This is a genomic window from Bartonella sp. HY328 (assembly GCF_025449335.1).
GTDB lineage: Bacteria > Pseudomonadota > Alphaproteobacteria > Rhizobiales > Rhizobiaceae > HY038.
Map to the genome: position 1 here is coordinate 2321020 of NZ_CP104883.1, position 20879 is coordinate 2341898.

A 20879-nucleotide genomic window follows, 5' to 3' on the forward strand; every position below is an offset into this window, starting at 1 on the left:
TTTATAAAGAGCTTTAATGACTGGTAATATTGCGGCTTTTTAGCCATGCAGATGTTAAACGTTCAAAACTATCGGCCATCAGTGAAATTGCCTTTTCATCATCAATTTTACCACCAAGCCATGCTCTAGCTGGCTCACTAAATATAGTGCGGCCTACTGCAAAGCCCTTGACCAAAGGGGCAGCTTTTGACGCATTAAAGGCTTGCTCCAAAACCTCATGCGGCGCTTCAAGGCCAAGCAAAACAATACCGCGACATAGGGCATCATTACCAGCTATAACGTCATTAATATTTTGCCAAGCCTTGGCTGAGGATTGCGGCTCTAGCTTCCACCAATCAGGTTTAATATCAAGGGCGTATAGCTCTGCTATCGCGCGCGATATGGTTGTGTCATCCATGTCGCCATTTTTGCTTGCAATAATTTCCAATAAAAACTCACGGCCAATTTTACGCGCTGCATCAAACAGACACCGAATCTTTTCCTGTTGCTCAGTTTTTAATGCTACATCATCATCTGGATGATAGAAGCATAGGCATTTAATGCAATGATCCTTAGGCCACTCAACCAATTGCGAGCCTATATCTTGCGAAAACTCAAAACGCAACGGCTTGGAACCGGGTAACTCTACCGGCCGACCGAGCCAGCTAAACCCTTGACTACTTGCGTCAAAAAATGCTTTTTTACCAAAGCGTTCATCAAGCAACATACCATAGCCTTGCCGCCCATTGGCAACGCGCCCAGCTGCTTTTACCGCCAAACGCTTAAAATCAGATATTTTATCATAACCAATATTTAATTCATCCGCCACATCTACTAATTGGCTGCGATGGTCTATTGCCAAAGCCATGAGCAAAGGAATATCGTTATGGCGTGTTGTTGCCCAATGAATATGATTAAGCATTTCATCCTTGCGCAAAGCCTTATGCTTAGAGCCGTGCTCAAGAAAATACTGCAATTCATAAAAGGTAGGAATTTCAGGCGAGCATAAAAGACGTGATACGGCAAAGGCACCGCAAGCATTGGCATAGGTGGCACATATATCCAATGACTCATCGCGCAACCAACCCGCTAAAAAGCCCGACATAAAACTATCGCCAGCGCCGAGCACGTTAAAAACCTCAATGGGAAAACCTTGACCTATAATGCCATTTTCAAGCTCATCTCCAATGGCGCCATCATAAACAATGCAGCCCATCGGCCCACGCTTTAAAACAATAATGGCTTTGGATAAGGAGCGAATTGTCTTTAAGGCAGCCAATAAGTCACTTTCACCAGAAGCAATCAAAACCTCCTCCTCGGTGCCAATAATAAGATCACAGCTAGCCAGAACCACCTTTAGCTTCTGCGATACAAAGTCTGAAGCAATATAACGCTCTTCGCCAGCAGCAAGGCTCGCCAGTCCCCAAAGATTAGGACGATAATCAATATCAAAAATAACCTTGATGCCATGGTCTTTAGCTATTGTAATTGCCTTTTTTTGTGCGGCTTCAACATTAGGTTTTGAAAAATGCGTACCGCTAACCAATACCGAACGGCTCGTTTTTATAAAGTCTTCACAAATATCATTTTCATCAAGCGCCATATCGGCGCAATTATCGCGATAAAATAATAATGGAAAATCATGGTCATTTTTTATACCTAAAATAGCAAGGGCGGTAAGACGATTATCATCAATGACGATGCCTTTTGTCTCAACACCCTCGCGGCGCAGCTGCTCGCCAATAAAATTGCCCATCTGGTCATTACCAACACGACTAATTAATGCCGATTTCAACCCAAGCCGCGCCGTTCCAATAGCAATATTCGCAGGGCACCCACCTACCGATTTGGCAAAAGACGTTACATCTTCCAACCTTGTGCCAATTTGTTGGCCGTAAAGATCAACCGATGAGCGGCCAATTGTAATCACATCAAGTCTTTTTTGATCATTATTGGTTTGGCTTGCCATGTCTCCACCCTTTAATTTTTTAGCTATTTTGCGATAAAACCTAAGGCCAATAACAATAATTATTGGCGCTAACCCAAAAGGCAATAAAAAAATCCCTTATGATGCAACGGCTATCTTCCCTAGGCCGCCATCCTATTAGACTATATATATCAAAAATTTCAAAAATAGAATAAAAATTTCAATTTTTCGCAAAATAAAATATTTATGCCCACCATTTAGCTTTTAAAATGGTGGGCATGAAGATTTACGATATAAAGAGGTTTAAATTATAATCAATTTTGTCGATTATTCTAAATCAGCCTTTATATTAAATAAGCGCATTATTCAGGATAAGCACTTCATATTATTATGCCGCTTATTCAGGATAAGCACATCATATTATTGTACCGCTTATTCAGGATAAGCGCCGGCAACATTCTGGTCATAATCAATAAGAGCGCCTGTCATAACCCCTGCCGAGGTGCTCAAAACATAGCTGGCAAGATTTGCCAATTGATCTGGCTTACAAAGCTGCCCCATTGGCTGTGCAGCTTCAGCCTTTTCAAGCCAGTCATCGCCTGCATTGTGAAATTTACGCTGGGTTGCGTCTTCGCCCGGTGTATCCATCCAACCAGGCAAAATTGCATTACAGCGAATCTTGTTAAAGCGATAAGCATTAGCAACGTTTTTTGTAAGTGTTGCCAAGGCTCCCTTTGATGCCGAATAAGGTGCAAGATAGGATTGCCCACAATAGGCACACTGCGACAAAATATTAATGATTGAGCCACCGCCACCCTGGCTCAAACGATGTTTAACAAAGCCTTGCATCATAAAAAATGGGGCGCGGGCATTGGTGTTAAACATTTCATCCCATAATTCTTCGCCCGTATCAATCAACGTACCACGCGCACCAAGGGCTGCCGCATTAACCAAAACATTAACCGTACCAAATTTTGCAACAGCCTCATCAATTACATTAAGGCAAGCGTTGACATCTTGCAGATCAACAGCAACAAAGCCTGCATCAACACCTTGACTTTGCAAGATTTCTACCGCTTTTTTTCCCTTTTGTGCATCACGCCCTGCAAGCAATACCTTTCGGCACCCTTCATTTACCAATTGTTGCGCTATAGCAAAACCAACACCTTGCGCACCGCCTGTAATAACTGCACTTGTATCCTTATGACGATTATTAAGATCACCCATATTAAAATTCCTCCCCTAAATTTTTAAGATTAATTGTTTTGCCTTGTTTTAAGGATGCATCCGCAGCCTCCGCGAGATATGCCGCCATAATGCCGTCAATTGCATTGATCGGCATATCAAGCCCTTGTTTCGCACAATTGATAAATTCTCCAATTTCAGCCGTATAAGATGGGCCATAACGCTCCATAAAAAATTCAAGTATCGGCGCCCTAACGCCAACGGCATTGGCTGCAAAAGTAACAAAGCCCGATTGGCGTGGATTATCGGAAACAACCATACCATTTGCACCAAACGCTTCAATGCGCTGATCAAACCCAAAAGCACAACGACGAGAGTTTAAAACCGTAATAATGGTTCCATCATCTGCAAGCATCGTAACGCTTGCCGTATCAATATCGCTAAGTTCGCCAATTCTTGGATCAATTATCGATGAGCCATGGGCTGTCACTGAAACAATGCGACTATTCACAATTGCCCGTGTCATATCAAAATCATGGATCATCATATCACGAAAAAGGCCACCGGAGCGCGGCACATAATCAAGCGGCGGCGGCAAAGGATCGCGGCTGGTGATAATAAGCTGTTCAAGTCGCCCTATTTTTCCATCATGAACGGCATGCCTTACACTGGCATGACCACGGTCAAAACGGCGATTAAAACCAACAAAAATTTTACGAGCCGCCGCTTCGCCAATATCATTGATAAAATCAAGACCTTGTTTAAAATTAGCTGCCAACGGCTTTTCGCAAAGCACTGGTTTTTGCGTTTTAACCGCTTCTTTTAATAAATCAATATGGGTATCTGATGATGTGGCAATCATGATTGCATCACACTTATCATTATTCATTGCAGCAATAGAAGTTGGCGTAACCTTGCCACCCCATTCTGCGCTAAGGGCCTCAGCTGCCCCTTGTACAGGATCATAAATAGCGCCTATTTTTGCACCAGCTGCTAAGATTGAAGCCGCATGCACTTTTGCCATGCGCCCTGCTCCCATTAATGCAATGGTTGTCATTTTAATCCTCCCTAAATGTGCTTAAACTTATTTCACTATTACGCTTTTAAACTCACGCGCTGGCCACTTAATGCCGATTGTTCCATTGCACTAATCACCCGTTGATTTTCATAGCCAAAGCGAAAATCTGGGAAGCAGCCGCTTTGTCCCATAATGCCGCAAATTAGATCATGAACTTCAATCACCTTGACATCAAAATATCCAAGACCACCGCCGGCAAAATCAAAACCAAAAAAACCACTAAATTGCTCGACCTGACTGCCAGCAAGTAACGTCTTAAAACCGCGATCAGCTTTTGGATCGCCATAACGAGCAATTTTTAATTCGTTAAAGCGTTCACCATCCATAATGATTGTGCCTTGTGTTCCAGAAACCTCCCAATAAACACCAAAGACCTTACCTGCAGCAATGCGCGAACTTTCAATCGTACCGCCTGCACCATTTTCAAAGGTAATGAGAGATTGGAACTGATCTTCATTTTCTACCGGCAAACGCTTGCCACTTTGGTCAACACCTGCCCCATAGCCAGAGCCACCCGAAGCAGCTGGCCGTGTTTTGAAGAAAGTTTGTTCTTGTCCGCAAACACTTGAGAAGTCGCCCATTAGAAATTGTGCCACACTAATCACATGGGAACCAAGATCGCCGAGCGACCCAGAGCCAGCCTCGTCGCGAGAACAACGCCAACTCCAAGGCATATCGGGATCATTGAAAAAGCCTTGGTCAAACCAACCGCGAAAGCGGGTAAGTTCACCAATATCGCCGCGATCAATTAATTGCTTGGCTAATAGTGCGGCGGGCGTTTTAATATTATTAAAAGCAATCATGGTTTTAACACCATGTTTTTGCACAAGCTCTACCAAATTTTTGGCGTCTTCCAACTTAACTGTTAAAGGCTTTTCGCAATAGACATGTTTACCCGCCTTAATCGCTGCCGTTGCCATTTCAACATGCATAGCATTTGGTGTTGTAATATCGACAATATCAATTTCAGGATCATTAACCATGGCGCGCCAATCAGCAGTATGATTTTTAAAGCCAAATCGTTGCGCCGCAGATTGTGCAAGCTCCGGTGTCGCATCAGCAAGGCAATGCAACAACGGCAAGGCTGGCAAATTGCGATAGAGCAAGGCGGCACGATGATAGGCATCGGCATGAGCCTGCCCCATAAAGCCCGAGCCAATGAGACCTATATTTAATGTTTTACGTGTCATAATGAACCTCTTTAATATTCTGAAACAACCCACATTGCATTGGAGAACGCTTTATTAAACGGCAATTAAACGCCAAAAAATATGGGACTAAAGATATGAGAAATAACAATTAACTTGTTAGGCATTTAAAGATTAGGGTTTATAAATATGGGTCGTAATAAAACGATAAGCCCGCTTAACCGCATCAAAAGGCGGAGCTTTCTGAGGGTCTTGCTCGGCTTCTACAACCAGCCAACCGCTATAGCGTCCTTGCTTTAAAAATTCTGCCAATGCACTGTAATCAACTGAGCCATCACCGGGAACGGTAAACATGCCGTTTCTAACACCATCATTAAAGGAAAGATCCTTGTCACGCACTTGTTTCAACACGTCACCGCGAACATCTTTTAGATGAATATGATTGATACGTGGACCAAATTCAGTAATAAGGGTTGCATAATCAAAACCGCCAGCAAAGGCATGGCCAGTGTCAAGCAATAGACCAACCGAAGGACCGGTTGCTGCCATGACTGCACGTACTTCATCAAGGGTCTCAGCAACCATCATAAGATGATGATGATAAGCTAAATCAAGATCAAACTGCTCTTTTAAAATATCAGCAAAGCGTGTCAAGCGCTCACCATAGGCGGCATATTCTTCGCTTTTCAAAGTCCAGCGTTGCGACATGCCAATATCAAGGGCATTTTCTGGCATATGCGCGCACTCACCATAAACCATCACCTTGACACCGCAGGCTTTTAAGAGGCTCGCATGTTCGCGGACATTTTCAACCTCTTCTTCAACACTGTTATCTGCTAAAAATCCACTATGCCAACCAGATACCAATGATAAATTATATCTAGCTAAAAGAGATGTAAGAACCGACGCATTTTTCGGAAAAATTTTGCTTAATTCCACCCCTTGATAACCTGCATCCTCAGCCTCGCTCAAGCATTGGTCTGCGGTGGTATCAGCACCAAATTCGGGCAATACTTCATTCACCCACGATAAAGGACTAACGCCAATTTTAATTTTATCTGTTTGAAACACTCTTTATCCTCCGCTTTAAATAGGGCCGATAATCCAACCAAAAACAACGGCGCACCAAAAACCTCCCCCCTTAAGCTAAAGCATTAGCTTAATGGTCGTTTCTGCTAAATTTGGTAATTTTTTTAGATTAGATTAAAGACGTTCATTCGATCTTATGCCCTAACCTTAAGCTAAAAATATAATGATACCAGCGCTGTTTTGCTGGAAAACCATCAAACTAAAGATGGAAAACCATCAATTTGCCATTTATTGTCACCATAGTTGAACAATAGAAGGAGGGGGCAGATGACTAAAAAAACTACACTACAAGATATTGCCGAAGCTGCGAATTTAAGCATTGCAACAGTAGATCGCGTGGTCAACCGCCGTGGCGGCGTATCGCCAGCAGCCGAAGCGTTAGTATTGGAATGGGCAAGTAGGCTTGATCTTGATCGGCGGATTTTTCGCAAGCATTTGCGCAATTTACGCATCGCTGTCATGTTGCAATCTCCGCATAACCCATTTTACCGCGAATTGCGCGATGCTTTTTCCGAGCTTAACAGTGCCTTGACCGATATGAAAATTGCAAGTTTTCTACATTATATTGATATAACTGATCTTAAGGGTATAAGATCTAAAATAGATGAAATTGCCGGATCCTATGATGGTTTAATCATTATTGCCCCTAATGAAGCAGGACTTTGTGATGCTTTACGCAATTTGGCGAATAAACTACCCATCGTCACTTTGGCGACCGATATTCCAAATAGCGGCCGTGTTGCCTATATTGGCCCAGACAATCGCCAAATGGGTCGTGTTGCGGGTGAATTAATGGGTAGGTTTTTAAGTGACGGTGGCGGCGATTTGCTAATTGTCGTTGGCCTTAGCAATATTGCTGGCCATGAAGAACGCGAAATGGGTTTTAGAACCGTTTTGCGCGAGCGTTTTCCTGCCTGTAATATTATCGGCGTTGTGGAAAGTGAGGAAGACCCAATTAAAGCAGGTGATCTTGTTGGTGCAGAACTTAAAAAAAATCCTACCATTCGTGGCATTTATAATATTTCTGCCGGTAACACGGCTATCGTAAAAAGCATTGAAGCTTTAGGGAAAACCGGTACGGTTAAAATCATAACCCATGAACTCACTGAATCTCGCCGAAAATTGCTGCGTGATGGTCTTATAGATGTTGTTATCGATCAAAACCCTAAAATTGAAGTGCAGCAGGCATTAGAGGTTTTTGAGTGGTATTATCAGCGCCGAGAAATGTTGCCGCCCATGAGCAATCCAACGCCTTTTATTATCTATATTCGTGAAAATTGCCCGATGGATGTTTTTTAAAAAATAGAAATTGTTAGACGTTTACACCACCCACTCGTTATTTTTTCAATTATTGAAGCACTAAATTATCAAGATTTTTTGCTTTAATAATTTAAAAACTTTACTTTTTTTCAATATTGTGTGAAATTCTAACCTAGGAACTCCCAATCCTCTGCTCTTTTAATCATATATACAAGCCATCTACTTAACATAATGGCTTATTTTTGCTGCGTATTTTATTTGGTATAACTAAAATTAAAAAAGCGTCTTTTTTGCAAAAAAATTATAATTATGCATTTTTTGCAAGATTATCCAACATGAAGACTATTGTACGTGCTTGATGTATTTATTGACAATGGTGTTTAATTTTAACTGTCCACCACCTCTATTAGAATTTGATATTTTTCAATCGCTTTTAGCCACACCTTATATGTAGGATTCTATTATGGCAGAAATTACACAAGAATTACATTGGGGCATTATTGGTGCAGCACGTATTGCAGAAAATGCAATTTTACCAGCATTGATAAAGTCACCTTACGCAAAACCTCACGCTATTGCATCACGAAACACAGCGCGGGCAAAAGAATTAGCTTCTAAATTTCACATCGCAAAAATCTACGACTCCTACGACGCTTTGCTTGAAGATGATGATATTGATGTGGTGTATATTGCACTTCCTAATAATCTCCATGTTGAATGGATGGAAAAAGCGATCAAAGCCAACAAACATATTTTGTGCGAAAAGCCAGCGGCAATGAATTACCGATCATTAGAAGCCTTAAAAAACGACAAAATTCATCTAAAAATATCAGAGGCTTTTATGGTGCGCCAGCAACCACGCTGGATAAGATTACAAGAAATATTGGCAAGTAAAATATATGGCGAAGTTAAAACATTTTCTTCCCTTTTATCCTTTATGATGAGCGATGATCCGGACTTTAGACAAGACCCCAAGATGGGTGGTGGCGCCTATTTCGATCTAGGCTGTTATACCGCTATGGCTGCACGTTTCGTTTTTCAAAAAGAGCCTTTACGCGTTATGGCTTTAATGGAAAAAAATGCTGCCGGCATTGATCTTTTCAGTACCGTTATTTTGGATTTTGGTGATGGCTGCCACGCGAGTTTCTTGGTATCACTCGCCAGCGCTTCATCACAATCCATTCAAATTGTTTGTGAAAAAGCTTTTATAAATTTGCCGCAGGCTTATGTTCCATCCCGCCAATTGCCCAATCTTATTCAAATTGATACATCAACCGATCACGCAAACTCAAAACTTGAAATAATTGAATTTCCTGCCCTCGATCAATATGAAGCTGAAGTCACCGCATTCTCTCAGGCTGTTTTAGGACATGATGTACCATTTTATGGCCTAGATGATGCTTTAGCCAATGCGCGCATTGGCGATGCCATTTTTAAATCTGCCAATAGCGGCCAATGGGTAAACTGCAATAGTTTCAACGATAAATTATGAATTATAGCAAGAAAAAACGGCCTAAGCCGTTTTGCTGGAAATAATGTTTTTTGTGCGCATTGTCACAACGCAAAACAGCCTAAGCCGTTTTGCTGGAAATGCTTGTCACATTCGTCTTAATCAAACCAGCAAGACTATCTGGATCTTCAGCCTTCGCGATAAATTCAAGAATGGGTGATTTATCACCTTCCTCAACCGCTACATTTGCCACCAACATTGCAGCCATAATTTTAATTTGCCCACGCAAGACATCAACGGCCTGTTGATGCGCTGCCTGCAAGTGTAAATTATTGTCATAAAGACGAGATATTTCATTTTCCGACTCGTTATCGGCTTCATGCCGATCTCCACCATCACGCAGATTTAGGTCTAAAACATCTGTTTCATTATTAGCCAGTAAATTGCCGCGCAAGTCTTTAATCAATGCCAAAGCTTGTTGATATTTTTCTTCAACCTCAGCAAGCTTGTTTTCTATTTGATTTTTTTGACGCTGTATGGATTTCGCGGCATTCAATTCTTGCTTCAAAGTAATTATTTCACTGCCAATTTGTTTATTTGACGACGATAGTTCTTTTGTGGTTTGCTCAAAGGGCAAAAGGTAATAATTACGTTCACGCACTTTACTAATATCCAGTAGAGCTTTGGCATAACGATCATCAGCCATTTTAAGCAGCTCTTCCAAACGTGCAACTTCTGTTGCGTGTTCTGCGCGCAAAAAATCACGTTCCACTTCAACTTCATTTAAGGAAATAGGAACTTCCATCCGTACAGCTTTATTCGCAAGAAAAAGTGCTCGCCGCCAAATTAGCGGAAAAACAAGCATCACCAAAAAGCCGGTGACAGCACTACCCAAGATGAAAAACAGAATGGATTGAACCCAAATCATAAAAAACTACTCATTCATTTAAAACCAAAACTTAGCTTCGTTAATATTACTAGTCTGCTTTAAAATGGATTCCAAGTTGGCTTTGGAGTTAATTTTAGATAGCCAATATTAATGCCAAGCCGTGCGCCAAGGCCTGTATGAATTGGCACCAAAAGCACTTGCTTACGCTTTAAAACATTAAAACCAACGCCAGCAACTAAATAGGCTGAACCAGAAACCCCGCCATAGCGCCCCCAAATATTTCTCACATTATCAAGATTATAAACCAGCATCATAACACGTGAACCTTGGCCGCCATAATCAAGCCCAATAGATGGGCCTTGCCAAAACATGCGATAATCACCAGCATTTTTTGTATAAAGTGCGCCCTCGCCATAGGTTAAGCCGCCAATAAACGCCCCTGAGCCTTCTTCACCTTGAATATAACCATTGGGCAAACCATAGCGTGAAAAAATATTTTGAACTGCGGTAGCAAGTCCACCCGATGTATCACCAAAAAAACGATGGCCTGAATCAATAATTTCCTGCGCGGTATAATGCTCACTGCTATTATTGCGATTTTGCGCCATTGTTGGTGTTGCAATACCGACAAATGAAAAAAATACAAGTATTGCGGCAATAGGATTTAAAATCTGCAAGTGCAAAAAGTCCTTTTGTCTAGAAAAAAAGGATAAAATGGCATGGAACATCGAAACTTTCCTTTGCTGTCATTCACCTTGTATCAAGATGTATATGATTAATATTTTGCCGATATTAACGCTGAAAAATATTTAAATCCTTAAGAATTTAATTTTTATTCAACTGGATATAAATTAAAAAATTAAATTTTCTATCCAAAACACCTGTTGGCAAAAAACCACAATGCACTTTTCTTGTAGGAAAGTGCCAATGAAAATCAATCTGGCAAAAACTTATTAACTTTCGCCCATTACAGTGCATCTGTGATGATTGTTGGCAATCAACCAAAATCGATGAGTTTATTAGGCCTGACGATTCTGGCTGAAACATGGTGTATTTGAGTGTTATGCGTAATATAAAATCTTTTACTTTTGATAGTTACAAACAAACAATTAAGACAGATCCGGCTAAAAAGCCGGATGGAAATCCTATTTCAAAACCACTCTTGCTAGAATCACTGGCAGACTATCCGCCCATATGGCGGCAAGCCTTTGCTTTAACTGAAAATGTGCGCTTTACACGCACGCCTGATATTGAAATTATTCGCAAAAAGGCTGAAAGCGACCCAGCCTATGCTGAGCAATTGCAGGCTATTTATGAACGCCAGCAAAAAAAGCCGACTATAATTGGCAGCGATGGAATGATTGTAAGTGAACAGCCAATTGATGCTCCATCTGCTACTGGCGACATTACCGATATTAGCCCAATTTTAGAGACTGCAAAGGACATAATAACCTTTGAAGCAACACCACAAGTTGAAGCCACATCACCACTTGTTAATCAATCAATGCAAATCGAACGGCCGGAAAGTGATACCATGCTTGCAAATAAATTAACTACCATTGAAACACCGGCAGAACTTGAAACCACAACACCAGTTACCTCTGATATTCAAGTGGAAAAGGCATTAACTGAAGCAGTAAAGCCTGCACCAATCGCTATTTCTGATTTTGCGTTTTTTGAATTTGGCCCATTTGACATTACACCGAGCAATAAACAAAATGATACAGCTACTGAGATGGAGATTGAGCTTGAAAGCGAGCCGCAAGCGCCACAACCATCCATTACCGAGCTTTTCCGTGTACTTGAATGTAAATTTTCAAAATCTGGCCGAATGGAAGCTGTTGAGCAGACGAACGAAGACGCCATTCATGTATCTGGCAATCAAGAAGCCGCTGTCGCAAATATTGAAGCTGAATCTCAACTCGCAATTGCAGCAGACGAATTTAACGAAGATGTAGTTGACGACACAAAAGTTGAAAGCGAAACTGTAAATGAAGATGCAGCTATTATTGATGTGCCAGCATCTGACATTTTAGAAGTTGCATCATCCGAAGCTGCAGCTCTTCAGTCTTCTCATGCATTTGATAGTGCCAATGATAATAATATGGATTTCGATGCAATGGATTGCATCGAAAAGGCTGAGGGCATCGAGAAACACGAAAAGGTAACAGATCATATTGTTGTTGAAAATCCCCTTTCTGACGCAGCCTTTGCTGAACAGGCTTTAACCGCAGATGACGACATTATCGACATGGAAGCGCAAAGCAATGAAAATGGGAATATTGAAAACGCAACCAATATGGTTGAAGTTGAAACCATCGAAGATGATGTAAAGGCCGATGAGCCAGACCACATTCCAACTAAGAGTGTGGCGATTACACCGCGACACGTTACCGACCTACAATCGGGCTTGCGGATAACGAAGCAGGCAACCGGTCATGATTACACATTCCCATCCGTTGATTTGTTGCAGCCACCTGTTTACAAAGATGGTGCAGTTATCTCACAAGAAACTTTAGAGCGTAGCGCTGGACTTTTAGAAAGCGTTTTGGAAGATTTCGGCATTAAGGGTGAAATTATTCATGTCCGCCCAGGCCCTGTCGTCACACTTTATGAATTTGAACCAGCCCCTGGCGTCAAATCCTCACGCGTTATTGGTCTTGCTGATGATATTGCTCGTTCAATGTCAGCTGTATCTGCTCGTGTTGCTGTTATACCAGGCCGCAATGTCATTGGTATTGAATTGCCAAATACTGTGCGCGAAACGGTATTCTTACGCGAAATCGTGCAGTCAAAAGCTTTTGAAACATCAGAGTTTAAACTTGCTTTAGCGCTGGGTAAAAATATTGGTGGTGAACCGGTCATTGCAGAACTTGCAAAAATGCCGCATCTTTTGGTTGCCGGCACCACTGGTTCGGGTAAATCTGTTGCCATTAACACGATGATCCTATCGCTTTTATATCATCTAACCCCAGATCAATGCCGTTTGATCATGGTTGATCCTAAAATGCTTGAACTTTCCATTTATGATGGTATTCCGCATTTGCTTACCCCTGTTGTAACAGACCCCAAAAAAGCTGTTACCGCACTTAAATGGGCCGTACGTGAAATGGAAGATCGTTATCGCAAGATGGCAAAATTAGGCGTTCGTAACATAGATGGTTTTAATGAGCGTGTGACTGAAGCCCTTAAAAATGGTGAAACCATTATGTGCACAGTACAAGCAGGCTTTGATAAAGAAACTGGCGAGCTACTCTACAATGAAGAAGCTATGGATCTTAATCCATTGCCTTACATCGTCATTATTGTTGACGAAATGGCCGACTTGATGATGGTTGCTGGCAAAGAAATTGAAGGGGCTATCCAACGTCTTGCCCAAATGGCACGCGCCGCTGGTATCCACTTGATTATGGCAACACAGCGTCCATCTGTTGATGTTATTACTGGTACAATCAAGGCAAATTTCCCAACCCGTATTTCGTTCCAAGTGACATCAAAAATCGATAGCCGCACTATTTTGGGCGAGCAAGGCGCAGAAACGCTTCTTGGCCAAGGTGATATGCTACATATGGCTGGCGGTGGCCGCATCGTGCGTGTTCATGGCGCATTTGTTTCAGATAGCGAAGTTGAACATATTGTATCGCATCTTAAAACCCAAGGTACGCCGGACTATCTTGCAACGGTTACCGACAGTGAAGAAGATGAACCAGAAGATGATAGCGACAATATCGCAGAACTCGTTGCTAATGCTGGTGATGATGCGGAAGAACTATACGTCCAAGGTGTAAAAGTGGTGATGCGTGACAAAAAATGCTCCACCTCTTATATTCAACGCCGTCTTGGCATTGGTTATAATAAGGCAGCTAGCCTTGTTGAGCGCATGGAAAAAGAAGGCCTTGTTGGCGCGGCAAACCATGTTGGCAAGCGTGAAATTTTAATCAATAATCATTAAGATTAAAATGATTTTTAATTAAAAAAGGCGGGGTTCATACCCCGCCTTTTATTTTATATAGCTATTTAATTAAACTGTAATTTCGTTGGTAAAGTACCAAATGCGCAAGTCATAGGCCATTGCATAAAATCTAAAGATGGACGCGACATTAAAAATAACCACAAATTGAAATATCACGCTATCGACATGCCACATTTTATGCAGCTAAGTTTTGCATAAACAAAGGGACCGTACTAGATTAACCAATCATCGCCTGTCCCAATATATTTTCAAACTCACATTTTCTGCTCGTCAGTACGGCGTGTTTCGCGCTGAGTAATAAGGCGGGCAGAACGGCGGCCAGAAATAGAAAGCCACAACCAATTTAATGCAACGGCAAGCCGACTTTGCGCACCAATCAAAAAATAAATATGTGCAACTCCCCAAATCCACCATGCAAGAAAACCGGTAAGGCGAATTTTACCAAAATCAATCACCGCAGAATTGCGGCCAATAGTTGCAAGGTTGCCAAGGTGGCGATAGTTAAAAGCGGGCGGCGGCGCCAAATTTTTACGGCGATGATTAATAACCTTTGCAACATATTCGCCCTGTTGCTTGGCGGCTGGCGCAATACCGGGTACTGGATTACCATTTGTTTGCTTAACCGAAGCGGTATCGCCAATGATGAATATTTCTGGATGGTTTTCCACGGAAAGATCATCGTTAACAAAAGCGCGACCCGCCCGATCCTTTGACGTATTAATCCAATCGGCAGCATCTGATGCTTTAACCCCTGCCGCCCAAATGATCGTGCGTGCAGGAATAGCTTCCTCACCAATCGCGACACCATTTTCATGACACTCAGTGACTGGCTTGCCTGTGCGCACATCGACGCCCATTTTTTCCAAGGTTTTCTTGGCATATTCAGATAATTCTTCAGGAAAGACTGGTAAAACCCGACTTCCTGCTTCAACGAGCAGCACTTTTGCCTTAGTTGTGTCAATATTGCGAAATTCTTTTGGCAAAGTTTTATGAGCAAGTTCAGCAATGATACCCGCAAGCTCGACACCTGTTGCACCGCCGCCAATAATAATAAATGTAAGCAGCGCTTCACGCACTTTAGGATCTTTTTCCATTTCTGCTTTTTCAAAAGCTACCAACATGCGCCGTCTTATAGTTGTTGCGTCTTCAAGATCCTTAAGACCGGGTGCAATATCTTCCCATTGATCTTTGCCAAAATAGGCATGCCGCGCCCCAGTTGCTAAAATAAGTGTATCATAAGGTAATTGCTGACCATCAGATAGGCTAACTTGCCGAGTCTCCTTATCAATTGCCGTTACCTTACCAAGATAAGTGGTAATATCTTTACGCTTGCGTAATAAATGGCGAATAGGCCACGCAATTTCCGACGTTGCAAGAATGGTAGTAGCCACCTGATAGAGCAGCGGTTGAAAAAGATGGTGGTTACGTTGGTCAATCATGGTAATCACAGTATTTGGGCTTTTTATTGCCTTGGCAGCAGAAAGACCTGCAAAACCACCACCAACAATAACCACACGATGATCGCTCATTTCTCACTCCTTGAAAAAGGCCATTACAAAATCGCTATTATAAAAATTATTAGCTATCTTGTATCTTTAAATTTAATTGAGATATATTAGCAAACAATGGAAAATTAAAATCATTATTTTTTGATTTCAATCAAATCATATTGAAAAATAAATGGTTTTCAATCAAAATTTGCGTTTGTTTTGAAGCACTATAAATAGTCTTATATTTAGCATGGGATTCAAGCTTATAAAATCTGGCTTAGTTCTGCATAGGAATTTTAATAAAGGGTGATTCACTTTTTTAAAAATGCTCCAGCTTAAAATCTTGACAGCTTTCTTTCATCATTTCTGACCAGTCTCGCAAGAGTTTATTGCGGCTTTGAGGATAATTTTCTTGCAAGGGATTACAACTTAAAATTCGATCTGTTCTAAAATGGCGAAAATCATCACGCTCTTCGCAATGGGCTAAGATAATACGGCTTTGGGCAAAAAAGGCTAATCCAAAAGCCCAAATAACCCGTTTGCTAAATTTACCCTGAGCATCGCAATAAGTAATCGCTAGTTTTTTCCGTTCACGAATAGTTTTACGCAATAATGTAACGATTTGCGTTGTTTCAGCCTGGCCGATAAAACGCGTATCAGGTGGCACATGCAACGCGACCGCTTGCATTGAATCTGCTAAAGCTTTAGGCAAACAAGCTGCAATTTTTGCCATAGCAGAGCGCGCATCTTGCGATAATGCCCCCTCCCCCAAACTTGCAACCAAGCGTGATCCTAGCACCAGCGCTTCCAATTCATCATGGCTAAACATTAATGGTGGCACATGAAAACCAGGACGCAAAACAAAACCCAGCCCAGCCTCACCCTCAATTGTTGCACCTTGCGCTTGTAAACTTGCAATATCGCGGTAGAGCGTGCGCAAACTTACCTTTAATTCCTTGGCAAGAACCGCACCAGTCACTGGGTAGCGATAACTACGCAAGAGGTCCAATAAGGCAAGTAGTCGTTCTGATTTAGTCATATTAACACAATAATAAGCAAACTTTGTACACTATAGCTAGAAAAACATATATTTTTATGGCTTGGCCAATTAACTTAGCTTAAAACTCTCAAAGGCAAAAATATATACTGAAATATCAATTATGGTTCATAATTAATAGATTTCTTTTGATGCATTGTTGCAGCCCAAATGTCTATTCGATATCTTGGCAATTCTAAGATTAATACAAAAAGGATCACTTGGTGAACGAAAAAAGCAAAAAAACGCCATTTATATCTAGGCAGCCAACTGCCAATGATGTTGCGCGCCTTGCAAATGTTTCCCAATCCGCAGTATCAAGGTGTTATACGAAAGGCGCTAGTATTTCGCCTCAAACGCGTGAAAGAGTTATGGATGCCGCAAGGCAGCTTGGATATAGGCCAAATCTTGTCGCCCGCTCCCTCATTACGCGCCAATCCAAGGTTATTGGAGTTATTATTCCTAGCCTTGAAAATCCATTTTATACAACAATTTTAGAGACGCTATCCGATAATTTAGCTGAAAAAGGTTATCGCATATTGCTTTTTCCTTTTCGCCAAGGTGCATCGTCAGATCCTCTTATTGATGAGGTGTTAAATCATCGGGTTGATGCCATTATTCTCGTTTCCTCTAACCTTTCTTCCACTTTTGCCGATGAATGTAGCAGCATCGGCTTACCTGTTGTTCAGTTAAACCGGCGTTCAGAACGTAGCCATGTTTCTAGCGTAACAGGGGATAACGAAACCGGAGCTCGTTTAATTGCTGAATTTTTAATTGCTGGCGACCATAAAAAAATTGCCTATATGGCAGGCCTTGAAACCGCATCAACCAATAAGCAACGAGAAACAGCTTTTACAGAACGTTTAAAGCAAAGTGGCATCAAACTACATGCGCGAATTGCTGCAAATTATAATTTTGAAGAGGCAAAACATGCTGCACGGCGTTTTTTTTCCATGCAGGATAGGCCGGACGCAATTTTTTGTGCCAATGATCATATGGCTATTGCAACTTTAAGCGTTGCAAAATACGAATTTTCTCTTATCCCTGGAAGCGATGTTTCTATCATAGGCTTTGATGATATGCGAATAGCCGATTGGCCGCAATATCGCCTTACAACCTATCAGCAACCAGCGATGAGCATGGCGAAACGCGCAATAGATATTATTCTAGATCAGTTAAATAATAATATGACTGAAACTATCAATGATATCATTGGTGGGGAATTAATAATTCGCAATTCAGCACGCATACCAAAGCCCTGATGAGCTAAAAAAATAAATGGCCAAAAGGTAGAGAGCGCGCCTAGTCAGACTTCAGTCACTGGCACGCCCTAACTTTACGCCTATTTTATACAAGGCCAGTTGAATAATAAACACCAATGATGAAGAAGGATGCAACAACCTTAATAACCGTCATGACAAAAATATTCTTATAGGCCTCTCTATGGGTTAACCCAGTAACTGCTAGAAGCGTGATAACAGCACCATTATGAGGGAGTGTATCCATACCACCTGCGGCCATTGATGCAACACGGTGAAGAACTTCAAGAGGAATATGAGCGGCATTAGCTGCATTGATAAATTGTTCCGACATTGCGGCTAAGGCAATGCTCATACCGCCAGAAGAAGACCCCGTAATACCAGCTAAAAGATTGATCGTTACGGCCTGATTGATAAGCGGATTGGGGATAGATTTTAGCCCTTCTGCAATCATAACAAAACCAGGAAGAGCGGCAATAATCGCACCAAATCCATATTCCGATGCGGTATTCATTGTGGCAAGCATTGAGCCTGAAACAGCATTACGGCTGCCTTCGGCTAACTTGTGACGAACAGTATTGAAGCTAGCAATAAGAATAAATACAATACCACTCATCAAGGCACCCAAAACGGCCCAAATAGCAACCAATTTTTTTGTTTCCACCGATATAGCTTGATCCATGCCCGGCATTTCCAACTGATAAATTGCAGCATACCAATCGGGTATAAAACGTGTAAGCAAAAGATTTACAACGCCAACAATAACAAGGGGCGCCAAAGCAAGTAGTGGATGGGGAAGCTTTAAGTCTTGTGGCGTTTCAGGCTCATTACGTAAATTTGTACCATAGCCTTCACCGTTACGCTGAGCCTTTTTTCTTGCCATCTCCAAATAAAGCATAGCAAAACCAAAAATAAACAACGAACCGATAATACCCAATATTGGCGCGGCCCAAGATGTAGTGTTGAAAAATGTTGTTGGTATAATATTTTGGATTTGCGGCGTGCCGGGCATTGCATCCATGGTAAAGGTAAAAGAACCTAATGCAATAGTCGCTGGCATAAGACGTTTTGGAATATTGCCCTGTCTAAACATTTCTGCAGCAAACGGATAAACTGCAAATACGACCACAAAAAGCGAAACGCCACCATAGGTCAATAGGGCACAGACAACAACAATTACAAGAATTGCCCGCTCCTGACCGATTATTTTTATAACCGCCTCGACAATTGCGCGTGAAAAACCCGATAGTTCGACAAGCTTACCAAAAATAGCGCCCAGCATAAATACGGCAAAATAATTTTTAATAAAGCCAACCATTTTATCCATAAAAAGGCCGGAAAATGCAGGTGCAACAGCGCTAGGATCGGTTAGCAAAACGGCACCAAGAGCGGCCAATGGTGCAAAAATAATAACGCTGTAACCTCTATAAGCGGCAAACATTAGCAAAGCTAATGCCGCTATAGCTATTAAAATACTCATTTAAACTCCTCCACACGAAACTTATAATTCTACCCACTTCATCCAATCTAGATCTTCACGATCCTATCGGTGTCCTCAAAATGGTAAAATCACAATTTGTACTTATCGATTATTTATCACAAAGTCGTTTTTTACTTAATCACATTTGTGGTATAATACAAAAAAAGCACAATCAATATAGCATTTACATTTCAACAATTATGGCTTTAGCTTTGGTGTCGTAAAACTACCTATTGTAAAAAAGCAGGATAAATAGATATTTACCCTGCTTTTGCAGCCTATTCAGCAATACCGGCATAAGGAATGTTCTTTTTGCCGTAGCGGCGCACCCTTACATTGGCCTGCTCACCATGGCCAGCAAAATGTTCAAGCGCACATAACCGCGAACAATATTCACCAAGCAAGGCCGACGCTTCATCAGTTAAGACTTTTTGATAGGTACAAGTTTTAAGAAATTTGCCAACCCATAGCCCCCCTGTGTAACGGGCAGCCTTTTTGGTTGGCAATGTGTGATTGGTGCCAATAACCTTATCGCCATAAGCAACATTTGTTCTAGCACCAAGAAATAAAGCGCCATAATTACGCATGTGGTTTAAAAAATAATCAGGATCACGGGTCATAACCTGCACATGCTCTGAAGCAATCTCATCGGCAATTTTGACCATTTCCTCATCAGAATCTGCAAGGATAACTTGACCAAAGGTTGCCCAAGACCGTCTAGCAATATCGCGCGTCGGTAAAATCTCAAGAAGACGCTCAATTTCTTGCATCGTATCACGAGCAAGCTTCTCTGATGTTGTTAACAAAATTGCTGGCGAGTCTGGCCCATGCTCTGCCTGACCAAGCAAATCAGTTGCACATAATTCTCCATCAACAGTATCATCAGCAATAACCAGCGTTTCCGTTGGCCCTGCAAATAGGTCGATACCGACACGACCGAATAGTTGTCGTTTTGCTTCGGCCACAAAAGCATTACCCGGGCCGATAAGCATGTCAACAGGTGCAATTGATGCTGTACCAAGTGCCATTGCACCAACCGCTTGGATACCACCAAGACAATAGATTTCATCGGCGCCGCCCATATGTTGAGCAGCAACAATTGCGGGTGCTGGCTTGCCTTCAAATGGTGGCGCACAAGTGATGACACGTTCGACACCTGCGACTTTTGCGGTTATAACCGACATATGGGCAGATGCCAAAAGCGGATATTTACCACCTGGTACATAACACCCAGCTGCTGATACAGGAATATTTTTGTGGCCAAGCACAACGCCTGGCAGTGTTTCAACTTCAAGATCGGTTATGGTTTCTCTTTGTTTTTTAGCAAAATTACGTACCTGTGTTTGGGCAAACGCAATATCTTGTAAGTCTCTATCACTTAATTGATCCATACAATCTTGTATTTCACGACTGCTAAGGCGAAAATCATCGCGCTGCAATTTATCAAATTTAAACGACAAATCCCGAATTGCATCATCACCGCGCTTTTCAATATCGCCTAAAATCTCCTCAACCGTATCGCGCACCTGTCTATCGTTAACGCGAATTGCATCTGCATCAGCACCTTGTTTTAACCACTCAGCCATTTGTTTCTCCTCACTTTTATCTCAGTACTAACCATTAAAGCTGGTTAGTG

The 20879-nt window shown here is 41.8% G+C and carries 15 protein-coding genes; 4 read left to right on the top strand and 11 right to left on the bottom strand.

Annotated features, from left to right (window positions below; translation table 11 throughout):
- Positions 1-13: 13 nt before the first annotated feature.
- The 5 genes from iolC to iolE all read right to left on the bottom strand — a co-directional run bounded on the left by iolC (position 14) and on the right by iolE (position 6388).
- On the bottom strand, positions 14-1948 hold the full coding sequence (gene iolC / locus N5852_RS09970; protein ID WP_262097648.1) for a bifunctional 5-dehydro-2-deoxygluconokinase/5-dehydro-2-deoxyphosphogluconate aldolase: 1935 nt from the start codon (positions 1946-1948) through the stop codon (positions 14-16).
- A 390-nt stretch (positions 1949-2338) separates the two neighbouring features.
- Complete coding sequence (locus N5852_RS09975; protein WP_262097649.1) at positions 2339-3133, bottom strand: SDR family oxidoreductase; 795 nt, start codon at positions 3131-3133, stop codon at positions 2339-2341.
- A gap of 1 nt (position 3134) precedes the next feature.
- On the bottom strand, positions 3135-4148 hold the full coding sequence (locus N5852_RS09980) for a Gfo/Idh/MocA family protein (protein ID WP_262097650.1): 1014 nt from the start codon (positions 4146-4148) through the stop codon (positions 3135-3137).
- Between the two features lie 38 nt (positions 4149-4186).
- Positions 4187-5359: a Gfo/Idh/MocA family protein gene (locus tag N5852_RS09985; protein ID WP_262097651.1), complete on the bottom strand. Its 1173-nt coding sequence runs from the start codon at positions 5357-5359 to the stop codon at positions 4187-4189.
- Between the two features lie 132 nt (positions 5360-5491).
- Positions 5492-6388 (bottom strand): myo-inosose-2 dehydratase, encoded by an 897-nt coding sequence (gene iolE / locus N5852_RS09990; RefSeq protein ID WP_262097652.1) that lies wholly within the window; start codon positions 6386-6388, stop codon positions 5492-5494.
- A 285-nt stretch (positions 6389-6673) separates the two neighbouring features.
- On the opposite strand from iolE, the gene N5852_RS09995 reads away from it, so the two are divergent.
- Both N5852_RS09995 and N5852_RS10000 read left to right on the top strand, forming a co-directional pair.
- Positions 6674-7705: a LacI family DNA-binding transcriptional regulator gene (locus N5852_RS09995; protein ID WP_262097653.1), complete on the top strand. Its 1032-nt coding sequence runs from the start codon at positions 6674-6676 to the stop codon at positions 7703-7705.
- 424 nt (positions 7706-8129) lie between these two features.
- On the top strand, positions 8130-9158 hold the full coding sequence (locus N5852_RS10000; protein ID WP_262097654.1) for a Gfo/Idh/MocA family protein: 1029 nt from the start codon (positions 8130-8132) through the stop codon (positions 9156-9158).
- Between the two features lie 79 nt (positions 9159-9237).
- Here N5852_RS10000 and N5852_RS10005 read toward each other — a convergent pair whose 3' ends face one another.
- Both N5852_RS10005 and N5852_RS10010 read right to left on the bottom strand, forming a co-directional pair.
- Complete coding sequence (locus N5852_RS10005; RefSeq protein ID WP_262097655.1) at positions 9238-10044, bottom strand: hypothetical protein; 807 nt, start codon at positions 10042-10044, stop codon at positions 9238-9240.
- Between the two features lie 59 nt (positions 10045-10103).
- A complete protein-coding gene (locus tag N5852_RS10010; RefSeq protein WP_262099742.1) occupies positions 10104-10613 on the bottom strand; it encodes a DUF1134 domain-containing protein in 510 nt (169 codons plus the stop codon).
- Positions 10614-11068: 455 nt separating this feature from the next.
- Between N5852_RS10010 and N5852_RS10015 the strand changes: the two genes are divergently transcribed.
- Positions 11069-13957 carry a DNA translocase FtsK gene (locus N5852_RS10015; protein ID WP_262097656.1) on the top strand — a complete coding sequence of 963 codons (2889 nt, stop codon included), beginning with the start codon at positions 11069-11071 and terminating at the stop codon, positions 13955-13957.
- A 275-nt stretch (positions 13958-14232) separates the two neighbouring features.
- Here the strand turns inward: N5852_RS10015 and N5852_RS10020 are convergent, their stop codons facing one another.
- The gene (locus N5852_RS10020) at positions 14233-15507 is read right to left on the bottom strand and encodes an NAD(P)/FAD-dependent oxidoreductase (protein ID WP_262097657.1); all 1275 of its coding nucleotides are present in this window, start codon (positions 15505-15507) and stop codon (positions 14233-14235) included.
- 280 nt (positions 15508-15787) lie between these two features.
- Entirely contained in the window at positions 15788-16507 is a 720-nt protein-coding gene (locus tag N5852_RS10025; RefSeq protein ID WP_262097658.1) for a helix-turn-helix transcriptional regulator, read from the bottom strand.
- Between the two features lie 221 nt (positions 16508-16728).
- On the opposite strand from N5852_RS10025, the gene N5852_RS10030 reads away from it, so the two are divergent.
- Entirely contained in the window at positions 16729-17766 is a 1038-nt protein-coding gene (locus N5852_RS10030; protein ID WP_262097659.1) for a LacI family DNA-binding transcriptional regulator, read from the top strand.
- 85 nt (positions 17767-17851) lie between these two features.
- Here the strand turns inward: N5852_RS10030 and N5852_RS10035 are convergent, their stop codons facing one another.
- Together N5852_RS10035 and hisD are read right to left on the bottom strand one after the other, a co-directional pair.
- Positions 17852-19243 (bottom strand): GntP family permease, encoded by a 1392-nt coding sequence (locus tag N5852_RS10035; protein WP_262097660.1) that lies wholly within the window; start codon positions 19241-19243, stop codon positions 17852-17854.
- Between the two features lie 278 nt (positions 19244-19521).
- A complete protein-coding gene (hisD, locus tag N5852_RS10040; RefSeq protein ID WP_262097661.1) occupies positions 19522-20829 on the bottom strand; it encodes a histidinol dehydrogenase in 1308 nt (435 codons plus the stop codon).
- Positions 20830-20879: the final 50 nt, after the last annotated feature.

Coding starts and splice junctions, on each gene's coding strand:
- N5852_RS09975 (WP_262097649.1), bottom strand. CDS start 3,133: ATGGGTGATCTTAATAATCGTCATAAGGATACAAGTGCAGTTATTACA.
- N5852_RS09995 (WP_262097653.1), top strand. CDS start 6,674: ATGACTAAAAAAACTACACTACAAGATATTGCCGAAGCTGCGAATTTA.
- iolC (WP_262097648.1), bottom strand. CDS start 1,948: ATGGCAAGCCAAACCAATAATGATCAAAAAAGACTTGATGTGATTACA.
- N5852_RS10005 (WP_262097655.1), bottom strand. CDS start 10,044: ATGATTTGGGTTCAATCCATTCTGTTTTTCATCTTGGGTAGTGCTGTC.
- N5852_RS10010 (WP_262099742.1), bottom strand. CDS start 10,613: ATGGCGCAAAATCGCAATAATAGCAGTGAGCATTATACCGCGCAGGAA.
- N5852_RS10015 (WP_262097656.1), top strand. CDS start 11,069: ATGCGTAATATAAAATCTTTTACTTTTGATAGTTACAAACAAACAATT.
- N5852_RS10000 (WP_262097654.1), top strand. CDS start 8,130: ATGGCAGAAATTACACAAGAATTACATTGGGGCATTATTGGTGCAGCA.
- N5852_RS10035 (WP_262097660.1), bottom strand. CDS start 19,243: ATGAGTATTTTAATAGCTATAGCGGCATTAGCTTTGCTAATGTTTGCC.
- N5852_RS10025 (WP_262097658.1), bottom strand. CDS start 16,507: ATGACTAAATCAGAACGACTACTTGCCTTATTGGACCTCTTGCGTAGT.
- N5852_RS09980 (WP_262097650.1), bottom strand. CDS start 4,148: ATGACAACCATTGCATTAATGGGAGCAGGGCGCATGGCAAAAGTGCAT.
- N5852_RS09985 (WP_262097651.1), bottom strand. CDS start 5,359: ATGACACGTAAAACATTAAATATAGGTCTCATTGGCTCGGGCTTTATG.
- hisD (WP_262097661.1), bottom strand. CDS start 20,829: ATGGCTGAGTGGTTAAAACAAGGTGCTGATGCAGATGCAATTCGCGTT.
- N5852_RS10020 (WP_262097657.1), bottom strand. CDS start 15,507: ATGAGCGATCATCGTGTGGTTATTGTTGGTGGTGGTTTTGCAGGTCTT.